This is a genomic window from Jeongeupia wiesaeckerbachi (assembly GCF_050916355.1).
Classification (GTDB): Bacteria; Pseudomonadota; Gammaproteobacteria; order Burkholderiales; family Chitinibacteraceae; genus Jeongeupia; species Jeongeupia wiesaeckerbachi.
In genome coordinates, this window is record NZ_CP136946.1 from 1,574,638 (window position 1) to 1,594,588 (window position 19,951).

Here is a 19,951-nt window from a genome sequence, read left to right on the forward strand (position 1 = left end):
CGGGAGCGATGGCAGAAACCCGGTAGGGTCGGTTGGGTCGACGTCGATGGCGCCGCGGGGTGGGCGGGCAAGGCGAAACGACCCCAGGGAGGGGTCGGCGGACTGTAAGTGTGTGTTGTAAGCCCGACCATTGGTGAAATCCCGCGGGTGTTATGCCGGTTTCATGGCTGAACTGTTACGGTCCCGTCTGGCCTGCCACGGCGGCCGCTTGCCATTCGTCGGCGCGAAGGGCGTACTCGACGACCGTTTCGATCCGCCCGTCGCGAACCGCAGCCTGGGTGCAGCCGACACGACGCATGCCGATCTTCTGCTGTACCCGGCCGGAGGCCGGATTACGGGCGAGGTGGCGACCGGCGAGGCAGCGAACGGCCAGTGTGCCGAACGCGAAATCGCGCACAGCCAGCGCGGCCTCCGAGGCGTAGCCGTGTCCCCAGTAGGCTTGGCCGAGCCAGAAGCCGAACTCGGGCGCGGTGTCGAGCGCTTGCAAGCCGATCGCGCCGATCAGCAGTCCGTTGTCGCGGCGGCGGATTGCCAGCGTGAGCGCCAGCCCTGCCGCCCAGAATGGTTGCTGCTGGGCAATCCATGCGGCTGCGGCGCCATCCGGATAGGGATGGGGAATCGACGCGGTGGTATCGGCGACCTCGAAGACACCGGCCAGCACCTGTACCCGGGGTGCATCGATGTCGGTGAAGGCATCTAGGGAGAGGCGCGGGGTGTCGAGCTGTGGATACAGCTGTGCCCGGTATTTAGAACCTGCTGCGTGGGCAGCAGGGACCACCTTATTTGAGTTTTGCTTCAGTGGCAAATTGGCCGAGAAGGTTTTGTACCGCAGGCATAAAAGCTTGCGCGGTTTGGTTGCAGGCGGTTTCACCGTAATAGCTGCTGGTGTATTGATATTGCTCTTGCTTCTGTGCTGCACCGCCATTGCTGGATTTTAATGTCAGCCCCAGTGTCCACAGGCCATTCATCGAGTCAAATTTGATCATATCTAGATTGCCGCTCAACGTATTGGTTGCCTTGGCGTCGAAAGCACCGGCAATTTTGAGCTCATCGGTGATTGCGCCGGCGATGTAATCGGCGAAGGTCTGGCCATCCGGCGTTTTGACCGGGCCGACGCCCCGGCACATGATTTGCGTGAGACCGGTATCGTTAGCCGTGAATTGGCCGATATTATATTTCTTGCCGTTATCGCGATAGGCGACGATGTTATCGGCCTTGACCGAATAACGTTGCACTGCATATGTCGAACAGCCGCTGAGCGTGATCAGCGCCAAAGCGGTAAGTGCAATGTGCTTCATCTTGTTTTTTCGTTGAAATGAAAGGAGCCAATTTTTAACACTAATTGGTAAGTTAGTTGAAATTATTTCTTAGCCAGTGTTTTAAATCGACGACAAAAAAGCCAGCTCGAAAGCTGGCTTTTTTAACGGCAAGAAGGCGATCAGTTCTTCGACTGGTCGACGATCTTGTTCGCCTGAATCCACGGCATCATCGCGCGCAGCTGGCCGCCAACGACTTCGATGCCGTGCGCTGCGTTGTTGCGACGGGCAGCCGTCATCGAGGCGTAGTTGGTCTGGCCTTCCAGGATGAACTGCTTGGCGTATTCACCGGTCTGGATGTTCTTCAGCGCTTCACGCATCGCCTTGCGCGACTCTTCGTTGATCACCTTCGGGCCGGTCACGTATTCACCGTATTCGGCATTGTTGGAGATCGAGTAGTTCATGTTGGCGATGCCGCCTTCGAACATCAGGTCGACGATCAGCTTCAGCTCGTGCAGGCATTCGAAGTAGGCCATTTCCGGCTCGTAGCCGGCTTCAACCAGGGTCTCGAAGCCCATCTTCACCAGTTCGACGGCGCCACCGCACAGCACGGCCTGTTCGCCGAACAGGTCGGTTTCGGTCTCGTCCTTGAAGGTGGTTTCGATGATGCCGGTACGGCCGCCGCCCACGCCGCTGGCGTAGGACAGGGCGGTTTGCTTGGCCTTGCCCGATGCATCCTGGAAGATCGCGATCAGGTCAGGTACGCCGCCGCCACGGACGAATTCGGAACGCACGGTGTGGCCCGGGGCCTTCGGTGCAACCATGATCACGTCCAGGTCCTTGCGCGGCACGACCTGGTTGTAGTGGATCGCGAAGCCGTGTGCGAACGCCAGCGTGGCGCCCTGCTTGATGTTCGGCTCGATTTCGTCCTTGTACAGCTTGGACTGGAACTCGTCCGGCGTCAGGATCATGACGACATCGGCGCTGGCGACGGCGGTCTTCACATCGGTGACTTTCAGGCCGTGGGCTTCGGCCTTCTTCACCGTCGCCGAACCTGCGCGCAGGCCGACGGTGACGTCGACGCCCGAATCCTTCAGGTTGCAGGCGTGGGCATGGCCTTGCGAGCCGTAGCCGATGATGGCGACTTTCTTGCCGCGGATGATGGAGATGTCACAATCTTTGTCGTAGAAAACGTTCAGTGCCATGGAATATCACTCCTGAGAGGTGTGGGGAACAAGGCGTGGGACGGATTTCCGGCCCGCACGCCTCACTCGGTTTTCAGACTCGCAAAATACGTTCGCCGCGGCCGATGCCCGAGGCGCCGGTACGGACGGTTTCGAGGATGACCGCCGGGTCGATCGCCTTGATAAAGGCGTCGAGTTTGTCACCGGCGCCGGTCAGCTCGATGGTGTAGCTCTTCTCGGTCACGTCGATGATGCGGCCGCGGAAAATTTCCGCCATCCGCTTCATCTCGTCGCGATCCTTACCCGTCGCGCGCACCTTGATCAGCATCAGTTCGCGCTCGATATGTTCGGCCTCGTTCAGGTCGATCACCTTGACCACCTCGATCAGCTTGTTGAGCTGCTTGGTGATCTGCTCGATCACGTCGTCCGAACCGTGGGTGACGATCGTCATGCGTGAGAGCGTCGCGTCTTCGGTGGTTTGCACCGTCAGCGAGTCGATATTGTAGCCGCGTGCCGAAAACAGCCCGGTGACGCGCGACAGCGCGCCGGCTTCGTTCTCGATCAGGACGGAAAGAATATGTCGCATTACTCATCCCTCCTTAAGCGAGATTGCCGTAATCACGGTTGTTGTCGAACGGTACCTGTTGCATGCCGCGCATATGCGGCGGCAGGTCCATCTGGTTCAGTCCCTTGCCGTTCTGGATCATCGGGAATACGTTCTCGGTCTGATCGGTACGGAAGTCGATGAAGACCAGCCGCTCTTTCAGCGACGGGCCGAAGGCTTCCTTCAGCACCGGCTCGACGTCGGCCGGGTTTTCGACCTTGAAGCCGACGTGGCCATAGGCCTCGGCAACCTTGACGAAGTCGGGCAGGGCGTCCATGTACGACTCGGAGTAACGCGTGCCATAGAAGAATTCCTGCCACTGGCGAACCATGCCCAGATAGCGGTTGTTCAGGCTCAGCACCTTGACCGGCGTGTGGTACTGCTTGCAGGTCGACAGTTCCTGGATATTCATCTGGATCGAGCCTTCGCCGGTGACGCAGGCGACCTGCGCATCCGGGTTGGCGAGCTGCGCGCCCATGGCGGCCGGCAGGCCGAAGCCCATGGTGCCGAGGCCGCCCGAGTTGATCCACTGCTTGGGACGGCGGAATTTGTAGTACTGCGCGGCCCACATCTGATGCTGGCCGACGTCGGAGGTGACGATGGCTTCGCCATTGGTCACGTTCCACAGCGTTTCGATCACGTGCTGCGGCTTGATGACCTCGGTCGACGGCGTGTACAGCAGCGAGTTCGGCTTGCGCCATTCGTTGATCTGCTGCCACCAGTTGGCGAGGGCGTCGGCGCCCGGCTTGAGGCCGGTTTCCTTCAGCACGGCGATCAGGTCGGTCAGCACGTGCTTGACGTCGCCGACGATGGGCACATCGACCTTGACGCGCTTGGCGATCGAGCTCGGGTCGACGTCGATGTGGACGATCTTCTTCGGGTTCGACAGGAACTGGCTCGGCACCGAAATCACGCGGTCGTCGAAGCGTGCGCCGATCGCGATCAGCACGTCGCAGTACTGCATTGCCAGATTGGCTTCGTAGGTGCCGTGCATGCCGAGCATGCCGACGAAGTTCGGATCGGTGCCGTCGAGTGCGCCAAGCCCCATCAGCGTGTTGGTGCACGGCACGTTCAGCAGTTTGACCAGCTCGGTAACGAGGTCACCGGCGCCGCCCTGCACTGCGCCGCCGCCGACATAGATGAACGGGCGCTTGGCCTCGCTCAGCAGTTGTGCGGCTTTCCTGATCTGGCCCGGATGGCCCTTGGTCGGCGGGTTGTAGCTGCGGATAGACACCGACTTCGGATACTCGAACACGGTCTTGGCCATCGTCACATCCTTGGGGATGTCGATGACGACCGGGCCCGGGCGGCCGGTAGCGGCGATATAGAACGCTTTCTTGAAGGTGGCAGCGAGATCGCGCACATCCTTCACCAGGAAGTTGTGTTTCACGATCGGGCGCGAACAGCCGACCATGTCGACTTCCTGGAACGCGTCCGAACCGATCACCGGCGTGCCGACCTGGCCCGACAGGACGACCATCGGGATCGAGTCCATATAGGCAGTGGCGATGCCGGTGATGGCATTGGTGGCACCGGGGCCGGAGGTGACGAGCGCCACACCGACCTTGTTGCTCGAACGCGAGTAGGCGTCGGCGGCGTGCACCGCGGCCTGCTCGTGCCGGACGAGCACGTGCTTGAAATGGTCTTGCTTGAAGATTGCGTCGTAGATTTCCAGAACCGCGCCGCCTGGGTAGCCGAAGACGAATTCAACGCCTTCTTCCTGCAGACAGCGGGTGACGATCTCAGCGCCTGAGATTTCCATGGGATCACCCTCACAACGAAGTGAAATGTTTTAGATAGCTCCTGCCATCCAGGGGTGAACTTGCAGACACGCTTAGTCTTCGGATCCGTTGAATCGTCCGCGGGCGTGCGGGCGGTTCGGAACGCTGCGTGGTAATGCAGCGTTCGAGATCCTCGACAATCGGCCATGCCGCAAATCCGAGTTCTTTACCGGGCGGGCCGCCTTCGATCGGGCTTGTGGCCCGAGTTGGGGACGACTGCGGTGTGTTGCGCGGGCGGTGCCATTCGGTGCGTCGATTGCCACTTCGGCGACCGACACTGATCTGGATTGGGTGAGCTGATGAAGTTAGCCGAACAGGGCTGGCTTGGCAAGTTTTTCTGGCTTCGTCAACGGTGCTTTGCTAGCATCCCGGCAAGTTTTCAACCCAGTCAAGGAGAGGGCTCTGGCGACGCAAGCTGAACTCGCCACCTTTCTGGCCGAGGTCGAAAAACGTGCATTCAGGCAGGCCATGTTCGCGACGCAGAACGAGGACGTTGCCCTCGATCTGGTGCAGGACGCGATGCTGCGGCTGACCGAACGCTACGCCGGCAAGCCGGCGGCCGAATTGCCGTTGCTGTTTCAGCGCATTTTGCAAAACGCGATCCGCGACTACTACCGGCGCCAGAAGACCCGCAACTGGTGGACGGTGTTGCTGTCGAGCTTCCAGTCCGACGATGCCGACGCCGACGCGAACGATCCCCTCGACTGGCTGCCGAACCAGCCAACCTCGCCCAGCCCCGAAGCGATCCACGATCAGGCGCGCGTGATGGCGCTGATCGAGGAAGGCCTCGCCAAACTGCCGCCGCGTCAACGCGAAGCGTTTCTACTGCGTTACTGGGAGGAGTTCGACGTGGCCGAGACCGCCGCCGTAATGGGGTGTTCGGACGGCAGCGTCAAGACGCATTGCTCGCGCGCCACACACGCGCTCGCCGCCTGGCTGGGCCAGCACGGCGTGCAGTGGCAGGCTGATTGAAAGGAGGCCCAGATGACTTCAGAGATCCCTTCCGCAAACCGGAACCAGACGCTGCTGCGTCAGCTTGCTGACGCGCCGGTCTCACCGCAGGCGGCACAGCGTCTGGCCGACGCGCGTCGCAATGCGCTGGCACATGCCCGGCACGGTTCGGTGCGTGGCCGATTGACCGGCGCAGGGACGTGGCTGCTCGAGCGTGCCCACGCGCGCAGCTGGACGGCCGTTGCGGCGATCGGGCTGGTGCTGACCGTCGGCACCGGCTGGTACTGGCATCAGCGCGAGGCCGAGTACGCGTTCGACCAACAAATGCTGACCGACGAGATCCCGCTGGATGTGCTCGTCAACGGAAACTTCGATATATGGCACGCCGATTCGCGCTGAGCCTGCTGCTGCTGTTCATCGCGCTGCCTGCATGGGCAGCACCAACGTGGCAAAGCCTGCCGCCGCAGTCGCAGGCGCTGCTGGCACCGTTTGCCCAGGAGTGGGCCAGCATGCCGGCGCACCGGCGTGACCGGCTGGCCAAACTGGCCGAGCAGTACCCGACGCTGCCGCCGGCACAGCAGGCGCGTCTGCGCGCCCGTCTGGGCGAATGGGCGACCCTGACGCCGGAACAGCGCGCCAAGGCGCGCGACAACTATCGCAAGTGGCAAAATCTGACCCCGGCCGAGCGCGAACGGCTGGTGCAGGCGCGCCGTTCCGCCAGCGCCGTGGCATCGGCCCCGACCCCTCATCGACGCGGACACTGAACTTGAACGCTTCTCTTTTGCAGACTGATATGCCGCCCCTGGCAGGCTGGTGGCGCCGCTGTTTCGCCTGGTGGTACGAATTGCTGCTGCTGATTCCGGTCGTCCTGCTGGTGCAGGTGCTGTATCAGGTGGTGTTTCAGTTGCTGACCCATGCGCCGGTTACGGCCGTGTCGGCCAATGCCGGCTTGCGGGCGCTGAATTTCGCAGTACTGGTGACGGCGATCTTCGGTTATTTCATGCTGTGCTGGCGCCGTGGTGGCCAGACGCTGGCGATGAAAACCTGGCGTCTGCGGCTGGATGGTGCGGCGGGCGGTCGGGCGCCATGGCCGGCGCTGGTCGTGCGTTTCCTGGCGTCGTCGCTGTGTTATCTGCCCTGCGTGCCGCTGTGGGTGCTGGCGTGGCACGACCGGGCTTGGCTGCCGTGGGCCTGGCTGAGCAGCGCGTGGCTCATGGCGCCGTACGTGTGGGCGTGGCTGGACCGGGAAGGCTTGCTGTTGCAGGACCGGGTGGCCGGCACGCGCATCGTTTACGTGTCGAAGACCCGTACCGGCTGATTGCCCAGGGCGCCGTACCCCACGACGCAGGGCGGGGCGCCGATTTGGCCGACGATGACCATCGTCCGCCTACGTCTCAACTATGAAACACCCGACAGACCAGTGAGCCGACGCGCCGCAAAGCATTGCTGCGCCTCTGTTCTGGCGGACCCGCGTCGTTGCTGGGGCGGGTTGATGTTTCAGATCTGAAACATGTCCTCCGGGTATCGTCGTCGTCTGCTGCGCGCGATTGTTGTAAAAATTCCTTTTTAATTCAATTGGTTGAATTGTTTTTGTTGGGCTGGCACGGCTGTTGCAATGTCAAGACTGTGCCCGACGGATCGGGCGCACTCTTCCCGTAAGGGATCACGTGTCTGAGGAGATAATGTGATGAAAAAGCTAGCAATCATCGCTGGACTGACAATGGCCTTTGGTGCTGCAGGTGCCTGGGCGTTCCCGAGTGGCAATGACAATTCGAACAACACGGCGCAGATTCCGGTGTTCGGTAGCGCTGCAGCGGACGACGGTAGTGTTGCGGTCTCGAACGATTCGCACGACATGACCAAGACGACCAAGACCACCGATTCGTACAACAAGACCAGTACGAAGACCGATTCTCACAACAAGACCAGCACCAAGACCTACACGAAGAACACCACCAAGACCGATATCGACGTGAAGACCAAAGTCGATAGCCATGACGAGTCCAACAGCTCGGCGAAGAACGGTAGCGTTTCGGCCAACAACGGCGCGACGGCTGCATCGTGGAAGGACGTCGGCAATACGTCGAACAAGACGATCGATTCGTTCAACACCACCACTACCACCATCAGCAAGACAACGAGCACCAACAAGCTCAATGCCGATCAGTATGGTGCGTCGCTGGCCTTCCCGGTAATGGGATCGAGCAATAAGAGCGGTGGCGGTGATGCAGGTAGCGGTGCTGGCGGCGGTGGCGGCGGTGCTGGTGTGGGTGTGGGCCTTGGCGCACTGCTGGGTCTGGGCTTGGGCGCAGGTCTTGGCGGTGACGGTGGCGGTGCTGGCAGCAATGCATCCGGTGGTGCCGGTGCTGGCCTGTCGGTCGTGTCGCTGACCTCCGGTGCAGCCAATCTGCAGGGCGTCGCGATCAACGGTATCGGCGCATTGCAAAACAACGCCGGTCTGGGTTCGCTGCAACAGCAACAAAACAACGTGCAAATCAACGCCAGCATTCTGCCGTAATCGGGGACTGTTGAGTTGAATTGAGCTGGCCGGGGTTCGCAGTCGGAACCCCGGTTACTCCAACCAGGCCGCGCATCGGCTTGCGCCGGGGCCCGGTCAATACGGACAGGAGGGGGCAATGCTCAGAATTGCACTTGGTCTTGCCTTGGTGTCGGCCTTGGCGATGGCCGAACAACCGGCTGGCAAGGTGGAAAACAACCGGATCGATATCAACACCAGCTCGAACGCAATCAACATCAATCAGCTGGGGACCGTCAGCGCATCGGGCGGGGCGCCGGGACAGCATCTGGCAGTGCCGGTGATGACGTCGGGCAATACCGACATCAGTGGTGTGAACGTCAACGGTTTCGGGGTGGTGTCGGCCAATACCGGCAACAACGCACTGATCCAGCAGTCGATCAGTGTCGGCGCCAACGTGCAGTCGCTGCGTTAGCAGCGAGGGCTCTGGCCCGATCATCCGATATGCACGCAAGGGTGGAACGAACCTGCGGCGATTTTCGCCTTTGCCATGTGGGGGTTGTGATGAAAGCAATGAATGCAATCGCAGTACTGTGGGCGCTGGCTGCCGCAAGCGGCGCATTTGCCGCAGGATTGCCGGGCGGCGAGACGCAGAAGGACGGTGGCGATCGTCTGATTCTGCCGACGACCTACGCCGTGGTGACTTCAGACGATCTGGCCACCTTGCAGGGCACGGCTGGCGTGGCTGGGGTCCAACTGAAAGATTCGATGACGTCGGCCAATATTGCGGCCCAAACCGGCAGCGTCGTCAGTGCGCTGGAAAACGTGGCTTCAGGGGCCAATACCCTGGGCGCGGGTGCGCTGGCGGGCATGAACGGTATCGGCACCGTGATCCAGAACACCGGTAATTCGGTGATGATCCAGAATTCGACCATCCTGAATGTCGCAGTGCAGTAAGACCTGAAGGACCGTGCGGGGAGAGGGTGTATGCGCTACGTGGGAAGGATGATCGCGGCCGGGGTGCTGGGCAGTATCGCGATGGCTGCCGGAGCCGCGCCGATGGAGGTGGTGGCCGGGCCGTTCGACAGCTTCAGCGTCAACGTCACGACGTTCAAGGAGCGGGCCTTTATCAATACAGTCCGCCAGAAATACGATTTCAGCTGCGGTTCGGCCGCGCTGGCCACGCTGTTGCACTACCACTATGGGGTTCCGACCGATGAAACCCAGGTGTTCAAGGGCATGTACGAGCACGGCAATCAGGATCTGATCCAGAAGTACGGCTTCTCGATGGCCGACATGAAAGCTTATCTGGAGGCCAAGGGCTTCGAGGCCAACGGCTTCAAGATGTCCCTCAGCGATTTGGCCAGCGTGGGTGTACCGGCAATCGTTGTGCTGGACTTGGGCGGTTACCGGCACTTTGTCGTGATCAAGGGTATTTCGGATGAGTGGGTCTTGGTCGGGGACCCGGCGGTGGGCGTCAAGTCGTATACGCGACCGGCATTTGAAAGGATGTGGGGACAGATTGCGTTTCTGATCCTCGATAGCAAGAGCGTCGGACAGAAAGGTTTCAATACTGTGGCCGATTGGAGCGCGGTCACCAAAGGGCCGGCAGCGTCCGGCGTCTTTGCGCCCAATCTCGCCAATTTCAGCCTGCACCTACCCGGCCCCAACGATTTCCGCTTCTAGTCTCTGGGCGGTGTCCGAGGGCGTGGCAGCGCAGCGACCCACAATGGGGTGACTCATGAAACGTGTACCTACCCGGACCCATGCCGCGACGCTGTGCCTGATTACGCTGGTGGCACACAGCGGTTGGGCCGACGATGCGTTGCCATCGCCCTCAGGTGATGCAGCCATTGTCCAGACGGCATTCCCGCAGTATCAGCCGGTCGCTGATGCACCGGCCTTGCAGGTCGACCAGCAGCTTTCGCTCGAAACGCAGCCGGTCCCGGTGGCGACGAATACCGCGCCGGATGCCGACCGGATCGTCTTGGCCGACGCCAGCCGGATCGACGCCAGCCAGTTGACCGAAATCCGTGCGGGTGCCGACGTCGGCAGCAGTTTGTCGGTGTCGTTCGCCATTGAGCGGACGGTGTCGATCGATGGGCAAATCCTGGCGGCCACGACGCTGAAATGGAGCAATCTCGGCAACAACATTGCCGCGTCGGTGACCAACTCACTGGCCGGGGCGGGCTTGATTGCCGGCCAGCCAGGCAATGCGCCGGTTCAGATCGTCGTCCCGGTGCCGACGGCCGCAGGCACGCTGACGTTGACGCCGAGCGGTGCGATGAGCGGCGCCACTAACGGTGCCACCAATGTGACGCTGATCAGCGTTCCCAACAACGTGCTGCCGGTGCAGGTGATTCAGAACAGTGTCGACAATCGCATCATCCAGGCCAGCACCGTGCTGAGCGTGTCGACGAGCTCCTTCTCGCAAGCGCTGAGCAATCGCGTGATGGAGTCGCTGAATGCCGGTCTGGTGCGCGGAAGCCGTTGATTCTGCATAACGTTGGAAGAAAAACAGGGTGGGCCAATAGGGCCCACCCTGTTTTATTTCGGGATCGCTAGAAGGTGATCGGCAGCCGGAAGGTCAGCTGTACATCGGGCGCGTAATCGGTGGTGCCAACGCCAAGGGTCAGGTTGGCGGTCATGGTGGGGCTGAGCCGGTACGACCAGCCGAGCTGCAGGATGCCGACCTGGACGTTGGTCGAACCGGTCGGAATCTCGCCGTTGACCTTGGTCTTGGTGATGAGGCTGTGGTCGTAGGCCAGGCTGAACGAGCTGCGTTCGTTGATGCCGAAGCCCATACCGAAGGCGATCTCGTATACATCGCCCGGGTCGACTTCGCCGATATGCTCCTCCTTGATCGTGAACTGGTTCGGCAACAAGGAGGTGGTGTCCGGTACGCGATAGGCAATCAGCTTGTCGACATCGCGTTTGATGTTCCACATGTAGCTGAAGCTGCCGAAGAACACCGCCGGATCGGACGGCACGATCGCCGACAGCGTGCCCTGCAGCCCCCAGAAGCCGGAGCCGGTGGGGAGTTCGGTCGCCAGGCCGGTCTTGATGTCGTACGGCACGTCGAAGGTGCCCTTGCCGGTATCGGATTTGGCCCGCAGCGCAGCAACGTAATACGGACTGCCAGCAGGGGGCTGGTTCAACTGGTAACGCAACGCCATTTCCACGTCGCTGATGCCTTTGCCTTCGGTATTGAAGACCTCCGGATCGATCGAGCCGCTCAGGAAAGGCCGATCCTGCGATTCGTCCGACGAGTAGACATAAGGGACGCGAATTTCGATCTCGGTCCGGTTGGTCAAGCCATAGCGGCCGGTGAGTGCGGCGGTCCAGCTTGAGCGGTTTTCCTGGCGGATATCGATCAGCCCGACCGTGACCGCGGGAATGACCGTGTAGCCCACCAGTGCGACGCGACTGCCGTTGGTGTACGAGTACTGGATCGAGGGGTCCAGCACGAAGGTACCCTTCGGTGTCAGCACGCCGGGGGCGAGGATCTCGGCGGCTTCTTGCAAGGTCATCGTCGGTTGCTGCGACGGTTTGGTGGTCGGCGGCTCGCTCGGTGGCGCGCTGGCGTCCGCCTGCGGGGGCGTTGCCACAGGGACATCCTGCGCCGTTGCTTCAGCATTCTGGGGCGCTTCGGTCGCAGCCTGTGGCGCTTGCGGGGCTGGCTCGGCGGCGCCCGTTGGCTCAGCGGCGGACTCGGCGACCATCGCGGCAGCCGGCGCATCGGCGGGTGTTTCAGCCTGAACCTGCTGTGGCACCGCCGCTTCGGCCAATTGCTCGGTAGCCGGAGTCGCCGCGTCGACGACCGGGGTCGCCTCGATCACCGGTGCCGCGACCAGCGGCGTCGACGTGACGGCGGCCTCGTTGGGCAAGGCGCTTTCGGGTTCCGGCTCGGCGGCGTAGGCGGCGCCCGCCAGTGACAGGCCGACGGACAGGCCCGCCAGCGCGATGGGTTTGAGTCGATGACGCATCGTGTTCTCCTCTCCAAGGATCGAAGCGGCTAGACCCAGCCCCCGCACCGGGAGCATTGCCGGCCGGCTACTGTTTGAGTTCTAGTTTGTTGATCAAACGGTAAAGTGTTGAGCGGGACAGGCCGAGCTGTCGGGCGGTTTCGGTGATGTTTTGTTTGTTGACCTGCAGCGTGTGTTCGATCAGGTCGCGTTCGACCTGGTCGCGTGCCTGACCGAGCGAGGCACCGCTGGTGGCCTCCAGAATCGGCCCGTCCAGCAGCAGGTCCTCGGCGGTGATCAGGCGGTTTTCGCTCATGACCATGGCGCGCCGCACGCGGTTGATCAGCTCGCGGACATTGCCGGGCCAGCCATAGCGCGACATGGCCTGCTTGGCGCGCAGGCTGAAGCCTTGCACGTGTGCGTTTTTCTCGCTCGAGAAGACTTCGAAGCACCAGTCGGCCAGCAGATCGACGTCGTCGAGCCGTTCGCGTAGCGGCGGCACGGTAACGCGCAAGACGTTGAGGCGATAGAAAAGGTCTTCGCGGAAGCTGCGTGCCGCCACGGCCAGTTCAAGGTTGACGTGTGTCGCGGCAATAACGCGGACGTCGACGTTGATCGGCGTGTGTCCGCCCACCCGCTCGATGCAGTGTTCCTGCAAGAAGCGCAGCAGCATGACCTGTGATTCGAACGGCAGATCGCCGATCTCGTCGAGGAAAACCGTGCCGCCGTTGGCCGATTCGATCAGGCCGATCTTGCGTTGGTTGGCACCGGTAAACGCGCCTTTCTCGTAGCCGAACAGCTCGGACTGGATCAGATTGACCGGAATGGCGCCGCAATTGACGGCAATGTAGGGCTGCTGCGCTCTCGCCGAATGGCGATGGATTGCCCGCGCGACGAGTTCCTTGCCGGTGCCGCTTTCGCCCTGCACCAGTACCGGGGCATCGCTATTGCTGATTTTTTCCAGGTTGGCGTACAGCCGCTGCATCGGCAGTGATTCGCCGACCATGCCGAACTGCCCGGGGCGGGTGGTGTCCCGGCAACGCTCGCGCATTTGCGCACGCCCCCAGGCATGCCCCAGGGTCAGGGCCAGCCGATCAAGGTCGGCGGGCAGGGTGTGGTAGTCAAAGCAGGTGTGGGCAATGAATCGGCCCACGTCGATCGAAGTCAGGACATCCGCCGGTGCGGCGACGACCCATTCGATTTGTGGATGGCTGGCGGTCAGGGTTTCGAGCTGTTCGAACGGCACCGGCATGTCGGACGCCAGATGGATCACACCAACCTGAATATTGTGGTGGTGAATCTGATGGTGGGCGCTGACCGATGTCGTGGCAATGGCCCATTGCCAGCCAGGGATGACGTCGGGCAGCGGTGCCGGATGCGAGCGGTCCGGCTCGCTGCTGTAAAGCAGCAGGGCGCGCGAGTTCACCGTGATCTCCCTAGTCCTGTAGTCCGTACGCAGTCCGTAAGCAAAATGCAGCTTGCTCAGGGCAAGGCGCATCGCCGTGCCGGGAAGGCGGCGTGGCGATACACCGTCATTCTCGGTCTGGACTGCAGTGCGACTTCAGGTACTTATTACTAACTGGATGTTCCCAAAGAATGGGTGAGCCCCCCTGCTAAATCAAGGAAATAGCCGTGCCGGGTCCTGCATTCTCGCGGTGGAACGACGAGCGGCATGGGCAGGGCCGGTCTGCCTGCCGCACGTCAGACGGTTTGTGAAAAACCTGAATTGAGGCAAGGGCGAATGGCTAAAAAGTACGCCCTATTCAGTAAGTGATTTGCTTTCTTTTCTAGAAAGAATTTGCGACAGATTGCCGACGAACACCAATCCAGACCAATGCCAGCAGGGTCAACACCCAGATCAGCAGAATCGGCGTGTTTTGCCAGCGGCCGTAAGGTGTCAGGCCGGTTTGGTTGACAGCCTGACCTTCCAGCACCGCGCGTTCCCGTTGCGGCAGACGCGCCCGAACCTGGCCACGCTCATCGACAATGGCGGTCGCACCGGTATTGGTCGAGCGCAGCATGTAACGGCCGGTCTCGAGTGCGCGCGCCTGCGACATCTGCAGTTGCTGCTCGGCGGCCCACGAACCGTCAAACCACGCCAGATTGCTGAAGTTCACCAGCATCGTGGCCTCGGGCAGCGCCTGGGCGATTTCGCTGCCGAAGACGTCCTCGTAGCAGATGTTTGCGGCCAGCCGGGTCGGACCGATGACGAACGGCGGTTGCTTGACCGCGCCGCGCGAGAAGCCCGATAACGGCATGTCGAGGAAGCGGTACATCCAGCCGAACAGCCAGGGTGCCGGAACGAATTCGCCGAACGGCACCAGATGCTGTTTTTTGTAAACCGGCTGGCTTGGGTCGGTCAGCACCATGGCGCCGTTGTAGTACGCATTGGCCGCCTTGCCTTGCAGCGGCACGCCGAGCACCAGCGCGCGGCCACCGGCCGCGTCACGCAGCGTGTCCAGATACCAGGGTGGCACGTCGGCGAGGAAGGCCGGAATCGCCGTTTCCGGCAGCACGACGATGTCGCCGCGGGCCTGCCGAACCTGCTGAAGATTGACGCGCAGGTTGTTGATGTAATGCGTGGCATCCCATTTCATGTCCTGGGCGATATTGCTTTGCGCCAGGCTCACCTTGACCGGCTGGCCGACCGGTGTGGTCCAACTGACGTTCAGTAGCCCCCAGCCGGCCAGCCACAGTGCCGCGACAGCGCCCCAGCGCTGCGGCGAGCGCCATTGCGCCACCAGTACGCCGGTGCCGACCAGCAAGAGCCAGCCGACGCCATAGGTGCCCAGTACCGGCGCGTAGCCAGCCAGCGGCCAGGACGGAATTTGCGAGGTGCCGATCTCGGCCCACGGGAAACCGGTGAACAGTGTGCCGCGCAGCCATTCGCTGGCGCAGAACAGCGTCGGCAGCAGCAGCGGCAGGCGTAGCGCTTCGGGGCAGGGCAGGCGTCGGCCCAGCCCGGCCGCCAGCGCCGGGAACAGCGCCAGATAGGCGCCGAACAGCAGCGTGCAGCCTGCTGCCATCCAGCCGGGCATGCCGCCGAAGGTGTGCAGGCTGATGTAGATCCAGTAGACGTTGGCGACGAAATAACCCAGTCCCCAGGCAAAGCCGGCCAGGGCCGCGGCGCGTGGCGAACCGGCGCGCGATGCGCCATACAGCCAGCCGGCCAGCGACAGCGGCATCAGCAAGCCGAGATAGAGCGGCGCGAACGAAAACACGCTGGCCGCCCCGCAGGCGGCCAGTGCAAGCAGACCGGCGAGTCTGTTCTTGAGCATCAGCTGGATTCTTCCTCGGCCACGGCTTCGCGTTTCTCGATCAGCACCGAATGCACGCGACGGCTGTCGGCGCGGACGATCTGGAAGCGGAAACCGTCGAATTCGACCGCTTCACCGCGTTTGGGTACGTGGCCGAAATGTTGGGTGACGAGGCCGGCGACGGTGTCGAATTCGGCATCCGAGAACGTGCTGCCGATTTCCTCGTTGAGGTCGGCGATCTCGGTCAGGCCCTTGACGCGCCAGTAGCCGCGCCGGTCGACGATGATGTTGTCTTCGGTTTCGTCGTAGTCGTATTCGTCTTCGATATCGCCGACGATCTGCTCCATCACGTCCTCGATCGTCACGAGGCCGGCGACGCCGCCGTATTCGTCGACAACGATGGCCATGTGGTTGCGGTTGTTGCGGAAATCCTTGAGCAGCACGTTCAGCCGCTTGGCCTCGGGAATGAACACCGCCGGGCGCAGCATGTCGCGGACGTCGAAGTCCTCGTCATTGGCGTAGTAGCGCAGCAGATCCTTGGCGAGCAGGATGCCGAGGACGTGATCCTTGTTGCCGTCGATGACCGGGAAGCGCGAGTGCGCGGTTTCGATGACAAAGGGAATGAAGGCCGACGGCGGCTGGCTGATGTCGATCACATCCATCTGGCTGCGCGGCACCATCACGTCGCGCACCTGCATGTCGCCGACGTTGAGCACGCCTTCGATCATGCCGAGCGCATCGGCGTCGAGCAGGTGACGCTCGAAGGCCGAGTGGAGAATTTCTACGAGTTCGCCGCGGTTTTCAGGTTCCCGCAGCAGGAAATGGGTCAGTCGTTCCAGCCAAGAGGGTTTATGACTGGGGGACGAGGGGTCGTCCATATGTGCTACTACTCCGTGTCGGTACGATACGGGTCATCATACCCGAGCGTTGTGACGATTTGCGTCTCGAGGGCTTCCATTTCGTCGGCTTCCTCGTCGTCGATGTGATCGTAACCCTGCAGGTGCAGCGTGCCGTGGACGATCAGGTGGCAGTAGTGCGCGGCCAGCGTTTTTCCCTGTTCCTGCGCCTCGCGCTCGACCACCGGCGCGCACAGCACCAGGTCGCCGAACAGCGGCAGGCCTTCGATCGCCGGCATGTCGTCGTCGAAGGTGAAGGTCAGCACATTGGTCGCGTAATCCTTGCCGCGGTAGTCGCGATTCAGCTGCTGGCCCTCGTCGGCATCGACGATGCGCACGGTGATTTCGGCGGTTTTGACCGCGGGGCGCAGCGCGGCGTCCATCCAGGTTTTCAGCTGGGCCTTGCCGGGCAGGCCGGTGGCGTCGGTGACGACCTGCAGGGCGAGTTTCAGCCGGCGGCTCATGCTTGCCCCTCATTGCGCTGATCGGCCGCCCGGGCGGCCTCGCGCTCGGCTTTCTTCTGCGCGGCTTCCTGCTCGCGCTGCTTGCCGACGCGCTCGTAGGCGTCGACGATTTTCTGCACCAGCGGATGGCGGACGACGTCGGCGCTGGTGAAGTGATGGATGCCGATACCGCGCACGCCCTTGAGCACTTCCTGCGCATCGACCAGACCGGATTTCTGGTTTTTCGGCAAGTCGGTCTGCGTCGGGTCGCCGGTGATGACGGCCTTGGAGCCGAAGCCGATCCGGGTCAGGAACATCTTCATCTGTTCGGGCGAGCTGTTCTGCGCCTCGTCGAGGATCACGAACGAATGGTTCAGCGTGCGGCCGCGCATAAAGGCCAGCGGCGCGATCTCGATCACGCCTTTTTCGAACATCCGCGTCACCTTGTCGAAGCCCATCAGATCGTACAGCGCGTCGTACAGCGGCCGCAGATACGGGTCGACCTTCTGCACCAGATCACCGGGCAGGAAGCCGAGCTTCTCGCCGGCCTCGACCGCCGGACGTACCAGCACCAGCCGCTTGACCGCATCGCGTTCGAGCGCGTCGACGGCGCTGGCGACCGCGAGATAGGTCTTGCCGGTGCCGGCCGGGCCGATGCCGAAGGTGATGTCGTGTTCCTGGATCGCTTTTAGGTACAGGTTCTGTCCCGGCGTGCGGCCCTTGAGGTCGGCGCGGCGGGTTTTCAGCTGCGGCGCGTCCGGGTCGACCGGGAAATCGGCCGGCGTACGGCTCATTTCGATCAGGCCGAGCTGGACGGTGTCGATGTCGAGCGGCTCGGTGGCCTGGAAGTAGAAATACTCGAGCGCGTCGAGCGCGGTACGCACCTGCGGCGCCTCGCCCGAGACGCGGAAGTGCGCGTCGCGGCGGGCGATGTTGACGTCGAGCGCGGTCTCGATCTGCTTGAGGTTCTCGTCGAGTACGCCGCACAGATTGGCGAGGCGGGCGTTGTCGACGGGCTGGAAAGAAATCTTGTCGCTGTGCAAGTCAGTATCGCTTTGTGTGGCGGGCGTGGCCTGGATTATTCCAGAAACCGCGCCGTGCGCCGGTGGGGGTATTCATTATTGTACCGCCGCATCGCCCCGCAGGCGGGCATCGCTGCGGGCCAGCGCGACCGGATCGAGCCGACCGGCGCCGTGGTCCGCCAGCAGCGCCGTCATCAACGGGTAGTAGAGCGCGGGGTCCCAGGACACCAGCAGGATATCCACGCCGGCATTGAGTGCTCGCCTGACCGCGGCGTCCAGACCGCCGGCCTGGTCGCGGGCTGCGCCCATGCTGAGGTCGTCGGTCATCAGCACGCCGTTGTAGCCCCATTGCTGGCGGATCAGAGTCTGCACCACCGCGGGCGAGCTGGAGGCCGGGTAGCTATCGTCAACGGCCGCCAGCCGCGCGTGCGCCAGCATGGTGACCGAATGCCCGTTGCGCATCAGTTGCCGGAAGGGTTGCAGATCATGCTGAAGCAGCGTGGCCAGCGGCGTGGTGATCCGGGCGCCATCGGCATGGGTGTCTTCGTAGACCGGGCCCAGTCCCGGGAAATGCTTGAACGTGCATTGCACATGACGCTGCGCGAGCCCGGCGCAATAGGCCGCGGCGGCGGTACCGACCAGCGCGGGGCTGCTGGCGAGCGCCCGGCTGCTGATCTTCGAGTACCGATCGTCCGGATTGCGCACGCCGTGATCCAGATCGACGACCGGCGCCAGGTTGAGCGTGATGCCGAGCCGCGCCAGCCCTTCGCCCTGCTGGCGACCGTAATCCATGGCGATGCGCGCCGGCGCGTCACTTCCGGACAGCAGCGTGCCGAGCGCGGGCTGGCTCGGTAGCGGTGGCGACATGCGGGCGACGATGCCGCCTTCATGATCGGTGGCAATCAGCAGCCGGGCAAAGCCGTGCTGCCGGCTCAGCGTCTGCCAGCCGGCGATCATCCGCTGCAGGCTTTCCGCGTCATGGCCTTGCAGATTGCGCCGGGTGACGAACACGCCGCCGATCAGGCCGCGACGGATCAGCTCGCGCAGCTCGGATTCGTCGGTATAGCCGATGATGAAATGACGACCAAGGGCTTGGGCCAGCGCCGGTGGCGCATCAAAAAGCTGCTGTTTTTGCCAGGCGTGGCGCATGAGCCAGCTGCCGCTGAGCACGCTGGCCGCGACACACAGCGCCAAGGTCAGCGGCCACAACGGCGATCGCCGCTGCCAGACGCGCAATGCGAGCAGGACGCCGCTGGCGCATACCAGCGCCAGTCCGGACTCCCGCCAGGCCACTATCCAGCTTGCGTCGCGACAGCCGGCCAGCGCCAGCAGCATCGCAGCAAGGCCTGCTTGCAGCAGGCCGGAGAATCGGCGCTTCGGCATCGGCAAGGTGCATCCTCGATGGGGCAGACCGCGGGCAGGACGTCACGGTCAGCGCCTGCTGGGGGCATTCATCAGCCCAAGCCCCCGTGCGCTGCCCCTAACCGATCAGTGGCGGCGACGCGCCGTGCGCGGCGCGGCGGCTTCGAGTCGCGCCAGCCAGAATGCGCGCAATATCGGCACGATATCCGGCAGGGCGGCCGCCAGTTCGTGCTCGAACTCGGCCAGGTTTTCACCGTCGGCCACCATGGCTTCGCGCGCTTCGTCGTCGGCGCAGTCGAAGATCGGCGCCAGCAACTGGGCGATTTCCTCGTCGTCCATCGCCGGCTGCCAGGCTTCGGGCGACATCGCCGTGCCGAGCATGAAGCCATAGCACCATTGCTGGACGATGTCGGTGCCCGCCGTTTCGTCGACGTAGACCAGTGGCGTGAAGCCCGGCGTTTCGCCGACCAGTTCGTCGCCAAGCTGGTTGTAGTAGCGCAGGATCAGGTCCTCGATCCGGGTCTGCTGCGCTGCGGATGCGAACTTCGGCGCCTGGCCGTCTTCGCCCCAGACCTGGGCCAGCCACGCAGCCGGCTCGGGTTCGCGCGGGCCGACGCGGATCGCGGTCAGGAAGCCGTGCAGCATCGACAGATCCATGCACTCATCGCCGGTCGCGTCCGATTCGAGAAAGTCGGCGAGTTCGTCGAGTTCGACCTCGGACAGCGGCGGTTCAGGTTTGAATTTCATGCGGAAG

Annotated in this window: 22 protein-coding genes; 9 read left to right on the forward strand and 13 right to left on the reverse strand. The window is 62.7% G+C overall.

Features of this window, described 5'->3' with window-relative positions:
* Positions 1–175: 175 nt before the first annotated feature.
* The 5 genes from R0382_RS07685 to ilvB all read right to left on the reverse strand — a co-directional run bounded on the left by R0382_RS07685 (position 176) and on the right by ilvB (position 4,806).
* Positions 176–778, reverse strand: coding sequence for a GNAT family N-acetyltransferase (locus tag R0382_RS07685; protein ID WP_432723637.1), 603 nt, complete (start codon positions 776–778; stop codon positions 176–178).
* Position 779: 1 nt separating this feature from the next.
* The gene (locus tag R0382_RS07690) at positions 780–1,298 is read right to left on the reverse strand and encodes a hypothetical protein (RefSeq protein ID WP_432723638.1); all 519 of its coding nucleotides are present in this window, start codon (positions 1,296–1,298) and stop codon (positions 780–782) included.
* A 140-nt stretch (positions 1,299–1,438) separates the two neighbouring features.
* Positions 1,439–2,455, reverse strand: coding sequence for a ketol-acid reductoisomerase (ilvC, locus tag R0382_RS07695; RefSeq protein WP_432724140.1), 1,017 nt, complete (start codon positions 2,453–2,455; stop codon positions 1,439–1,441).
* Positions 2,456–2,534: 79 nt separating this feature from the next.
* The gene (gene ilvN, locus R0382_RS07700; RefSeq protein WP_203539777.1) at positions 2,535–3,026 is read right to left on the reverse strand and encodes an acetolactate synthase small subunit; all 492 of its coding nucleotides are present in this window, start codon (positions 3,024–3,026) and stop codon (positions 2,535–2,537) included.
* A gap of 13 nt (positions 3,027–3,039) precedes the next feature.
* The gene (ilvB, locus tag R0382_RS07705) at positions 3,040–4,806 is read right to left on the reverse strand and encodes a biosynthetic-type acetolactate synthase large subunit (RefSeq protein WP_432723639.1); all 1,767 of its coding nucleotides are present in this window, start codon (positions 4,804–4,806) and stop codon (positions 3,040–3,042) included.
* 376 nt (positions 4,807–5,182) lie between these two features.
* On the opposite strand from ilvB, the gene R0382_RS07710 reads away from it, so the two are divergent.
* From R0382_RS07710 to R0382_RS07750, 9 genes are all read left to right on the forward strand, one after another.
* Positions 5,183–5,797: an RNA polymerase sigma factor gene (locus R0382_RS07710; RefSeq protein WP_432724141.1), complete on the forward strand. Its 615-nt coding sequence runs from the start codon at positions 5,183–5,185 to the stop codon at positions 5,795–5,797.
* 12 nt (positions 5,798–5,809) lie between these two features.
* A complete protein-coding gene (locus tag R0382_RS07715; RefSeq protein WP_432723640.1) occupies positions 5,810–6,175 on the forward strand; it encodes a DUF3619 family protein in 366 nt (121 codons plus the stop codon).
* On the forward strand, positions 6,154–6,540 hold the full coding sequence (locus tag R0382_RS07720) for a DUF3106 domain-containing protein (RefSeq protein WP_432723641.1): 387 nt from the start codon (positions 6,154–6,156) through the stop codon (positions 6,538–6,540). Before R0382_RS07715 ends, R0382_RS07720 begins: the two co-directional genes overlap by 22 nt.
* A gap of 29 nt (positions 6,541–6,569) precedes the next feature.
* The gene (locus tag R0382_RS07725) at positions 6,570–7,094 is read left to right on the forward strand and encodes an RDD family protein (RefSeq protein ID WP_432723642.1); all 525 of its coding nucleotides are present in this window, start codon (positions 6,570–6,572) and stop codon (positions 7,092–7,094) included.
* Positions 7,095–7,463: 369 nt separating this feature from the next.
* Positions 7,464–8,294, forward strand: coding sequence for a hypothetical protein (locus R0382_RS07730; protein WP_432723643.1), 831 nt, complete (start codon positions 7,464–7,466; stop codon positions 8,292–8,294).
* 118 nt (positions 8,295–8,412) lie between these two features.
* Positions 8,413–8,727 carry a hypothetical protein gene (locus R0382_RS07735; RefSeq protein WP_432723644.1) on the forward strand — a complete coding sequence of 105 codons (315 nt, stop codon included), beginning with the start codon at positions 8,413–8,415 and terminating at the stop codon, positions 8,725–8,727.
* A 29-nt stretch (positions 8,728–8,756) separates the two neighbouring features.
* On the forward strand, positions 8,757–9,209 hold the full coding sequence (locus tag R0382_RS07740; protein ID WP_432723645.1) for a hypothetical protein: 453 nt from the start codon (positions 8,757–8,759) through the stop codon (positions 9,207–9,209).
* 30 nt (positions 9,210–9,239) lie between these two features.
* Entirely contained in the window at positions 9,240–9,938 is a 699-nt protein-coding gene (locus tag R0382_RS07745; RefSeq protein WP_432723646.1) for a C39 family peptidase, read from the forward strand.
* A gap of 55 nt (positions 9,939–9,993) precedes the next feature.
* Positions 9,994–10,746 (forward strand): hypothetical protein, encoded by a 753-nt coding sequence (locus tag R0382_RS07750; protein WP_432723647.1) that lies wholly within the window; start codon positions 9,994–9,996, stop codon positions 10,744–10,746.
* Between the two features lie 67 nt (positions 10,747–10,813).
* On the opposite strand, the gene R0382_RS07755 is transcribed toward R0382_RS07750, so the two are convergent.
* The 8 genes from R0382_RS07755 to R0382_RS07790 form a co-directional block, all read right to left on the reverse strand.
* Positions 10,814–12,238, reverse strand: a complete 1,425-nt coding sequence (locus R0382_RS07755) for a hypothetical protein (protein WP_432723648.1) — start codon at positions 12,236–12,238, stop codon at positions 10,814–10,816.
* Positions 12,239–12,305: 67 nt separating this feature from the next.
* Positions 12,306–13,643 carry a sigma 54-interacting transcriptional regulator gene (locus tag R0382_RS07760; protein WP_432723649.1) on the reverse strand — a complete coding sequence of 446 codons (1,338 nt, stop codon included), beginning with the start codon at positions 13,641–13,643 and terminating at the stop codon, positions 12,306–12,308.
* A 361-nt stretch (positions 13,644–14,004) separates the two neighbouring features.
* Positions 14,005–15,495, reverse strand: coding sequence for an apolipoprotein N-acyltransferase (lnt, locus tag R0382_RS07765; protein WP_432723650.1), 1,491 nt, complete (start codon positions 15,493–15,495; stop codon positions 14,005–14,007).
* Complete coding sequence (locus R0382_RS07770) at positions 15,495–16,352, reverse strand: HlyC/CorC family transporter (protein WP_432723651.1); 858 nt, start codon at positions 16,350–16,352, stop codon at positions 15,495–15,497. Before R0382_RS07770 ends, lnt begins: the two co-directional genes overlap by 1 nt.
* Positions 16,353–16,360: 8 nt before the next feature.
* On the reverse strand, positions 16,361–16,834 hold the full coding sequence (gene ybeY / locus R0382_RS07775) for an rRNA maturation RNase YbeY (protein WP_432723652.1): 474 nt from the start codon (positions 16,832–16,834) through the stop codon (positions 16,361–16,363).
* Positions 16,831–17,856, reverse strand: coding sequence for a PhoH family protein (locus R0382_RS07780; protein WP_432723653.1), 1,026 nt, complete (start codon positions 17,854–17,856; stop codon positions 16,831–16,833). The genes ybeY and R0382_RS07780 overlap by 4 nt, the downstream gene beginning before the upstream one ends.
* A gap of 75 nt (positions 17,857–17,931) precedes the next feature.
* A complete protein-coding gene (locus tag R0382_RS07785) occupies positions 17,932–19,218 on the reverse strand; it encodes a glycoside hydrolase family 3 N-terminal domain-containing protein (protein WP_432723654.1) in 1,287 nt (428 codons plus the stop codon).
* A 105-nt stretch (positions 19,219–19,323) separates the two neighbouring features.
* On the reverse strand, positions 19,324–19,944 hold the full coding sequence (locus R0382_RS07790) for a UPF0149 family protein (protein ID WP_432723655.1): 621 nt from the start codon (positions 19,942–19,944) through the stop codon (positions 19,324–19,326).
* Between the last annotated feature and the right edge of the window lie 7 nt (positions 19,945–19,951).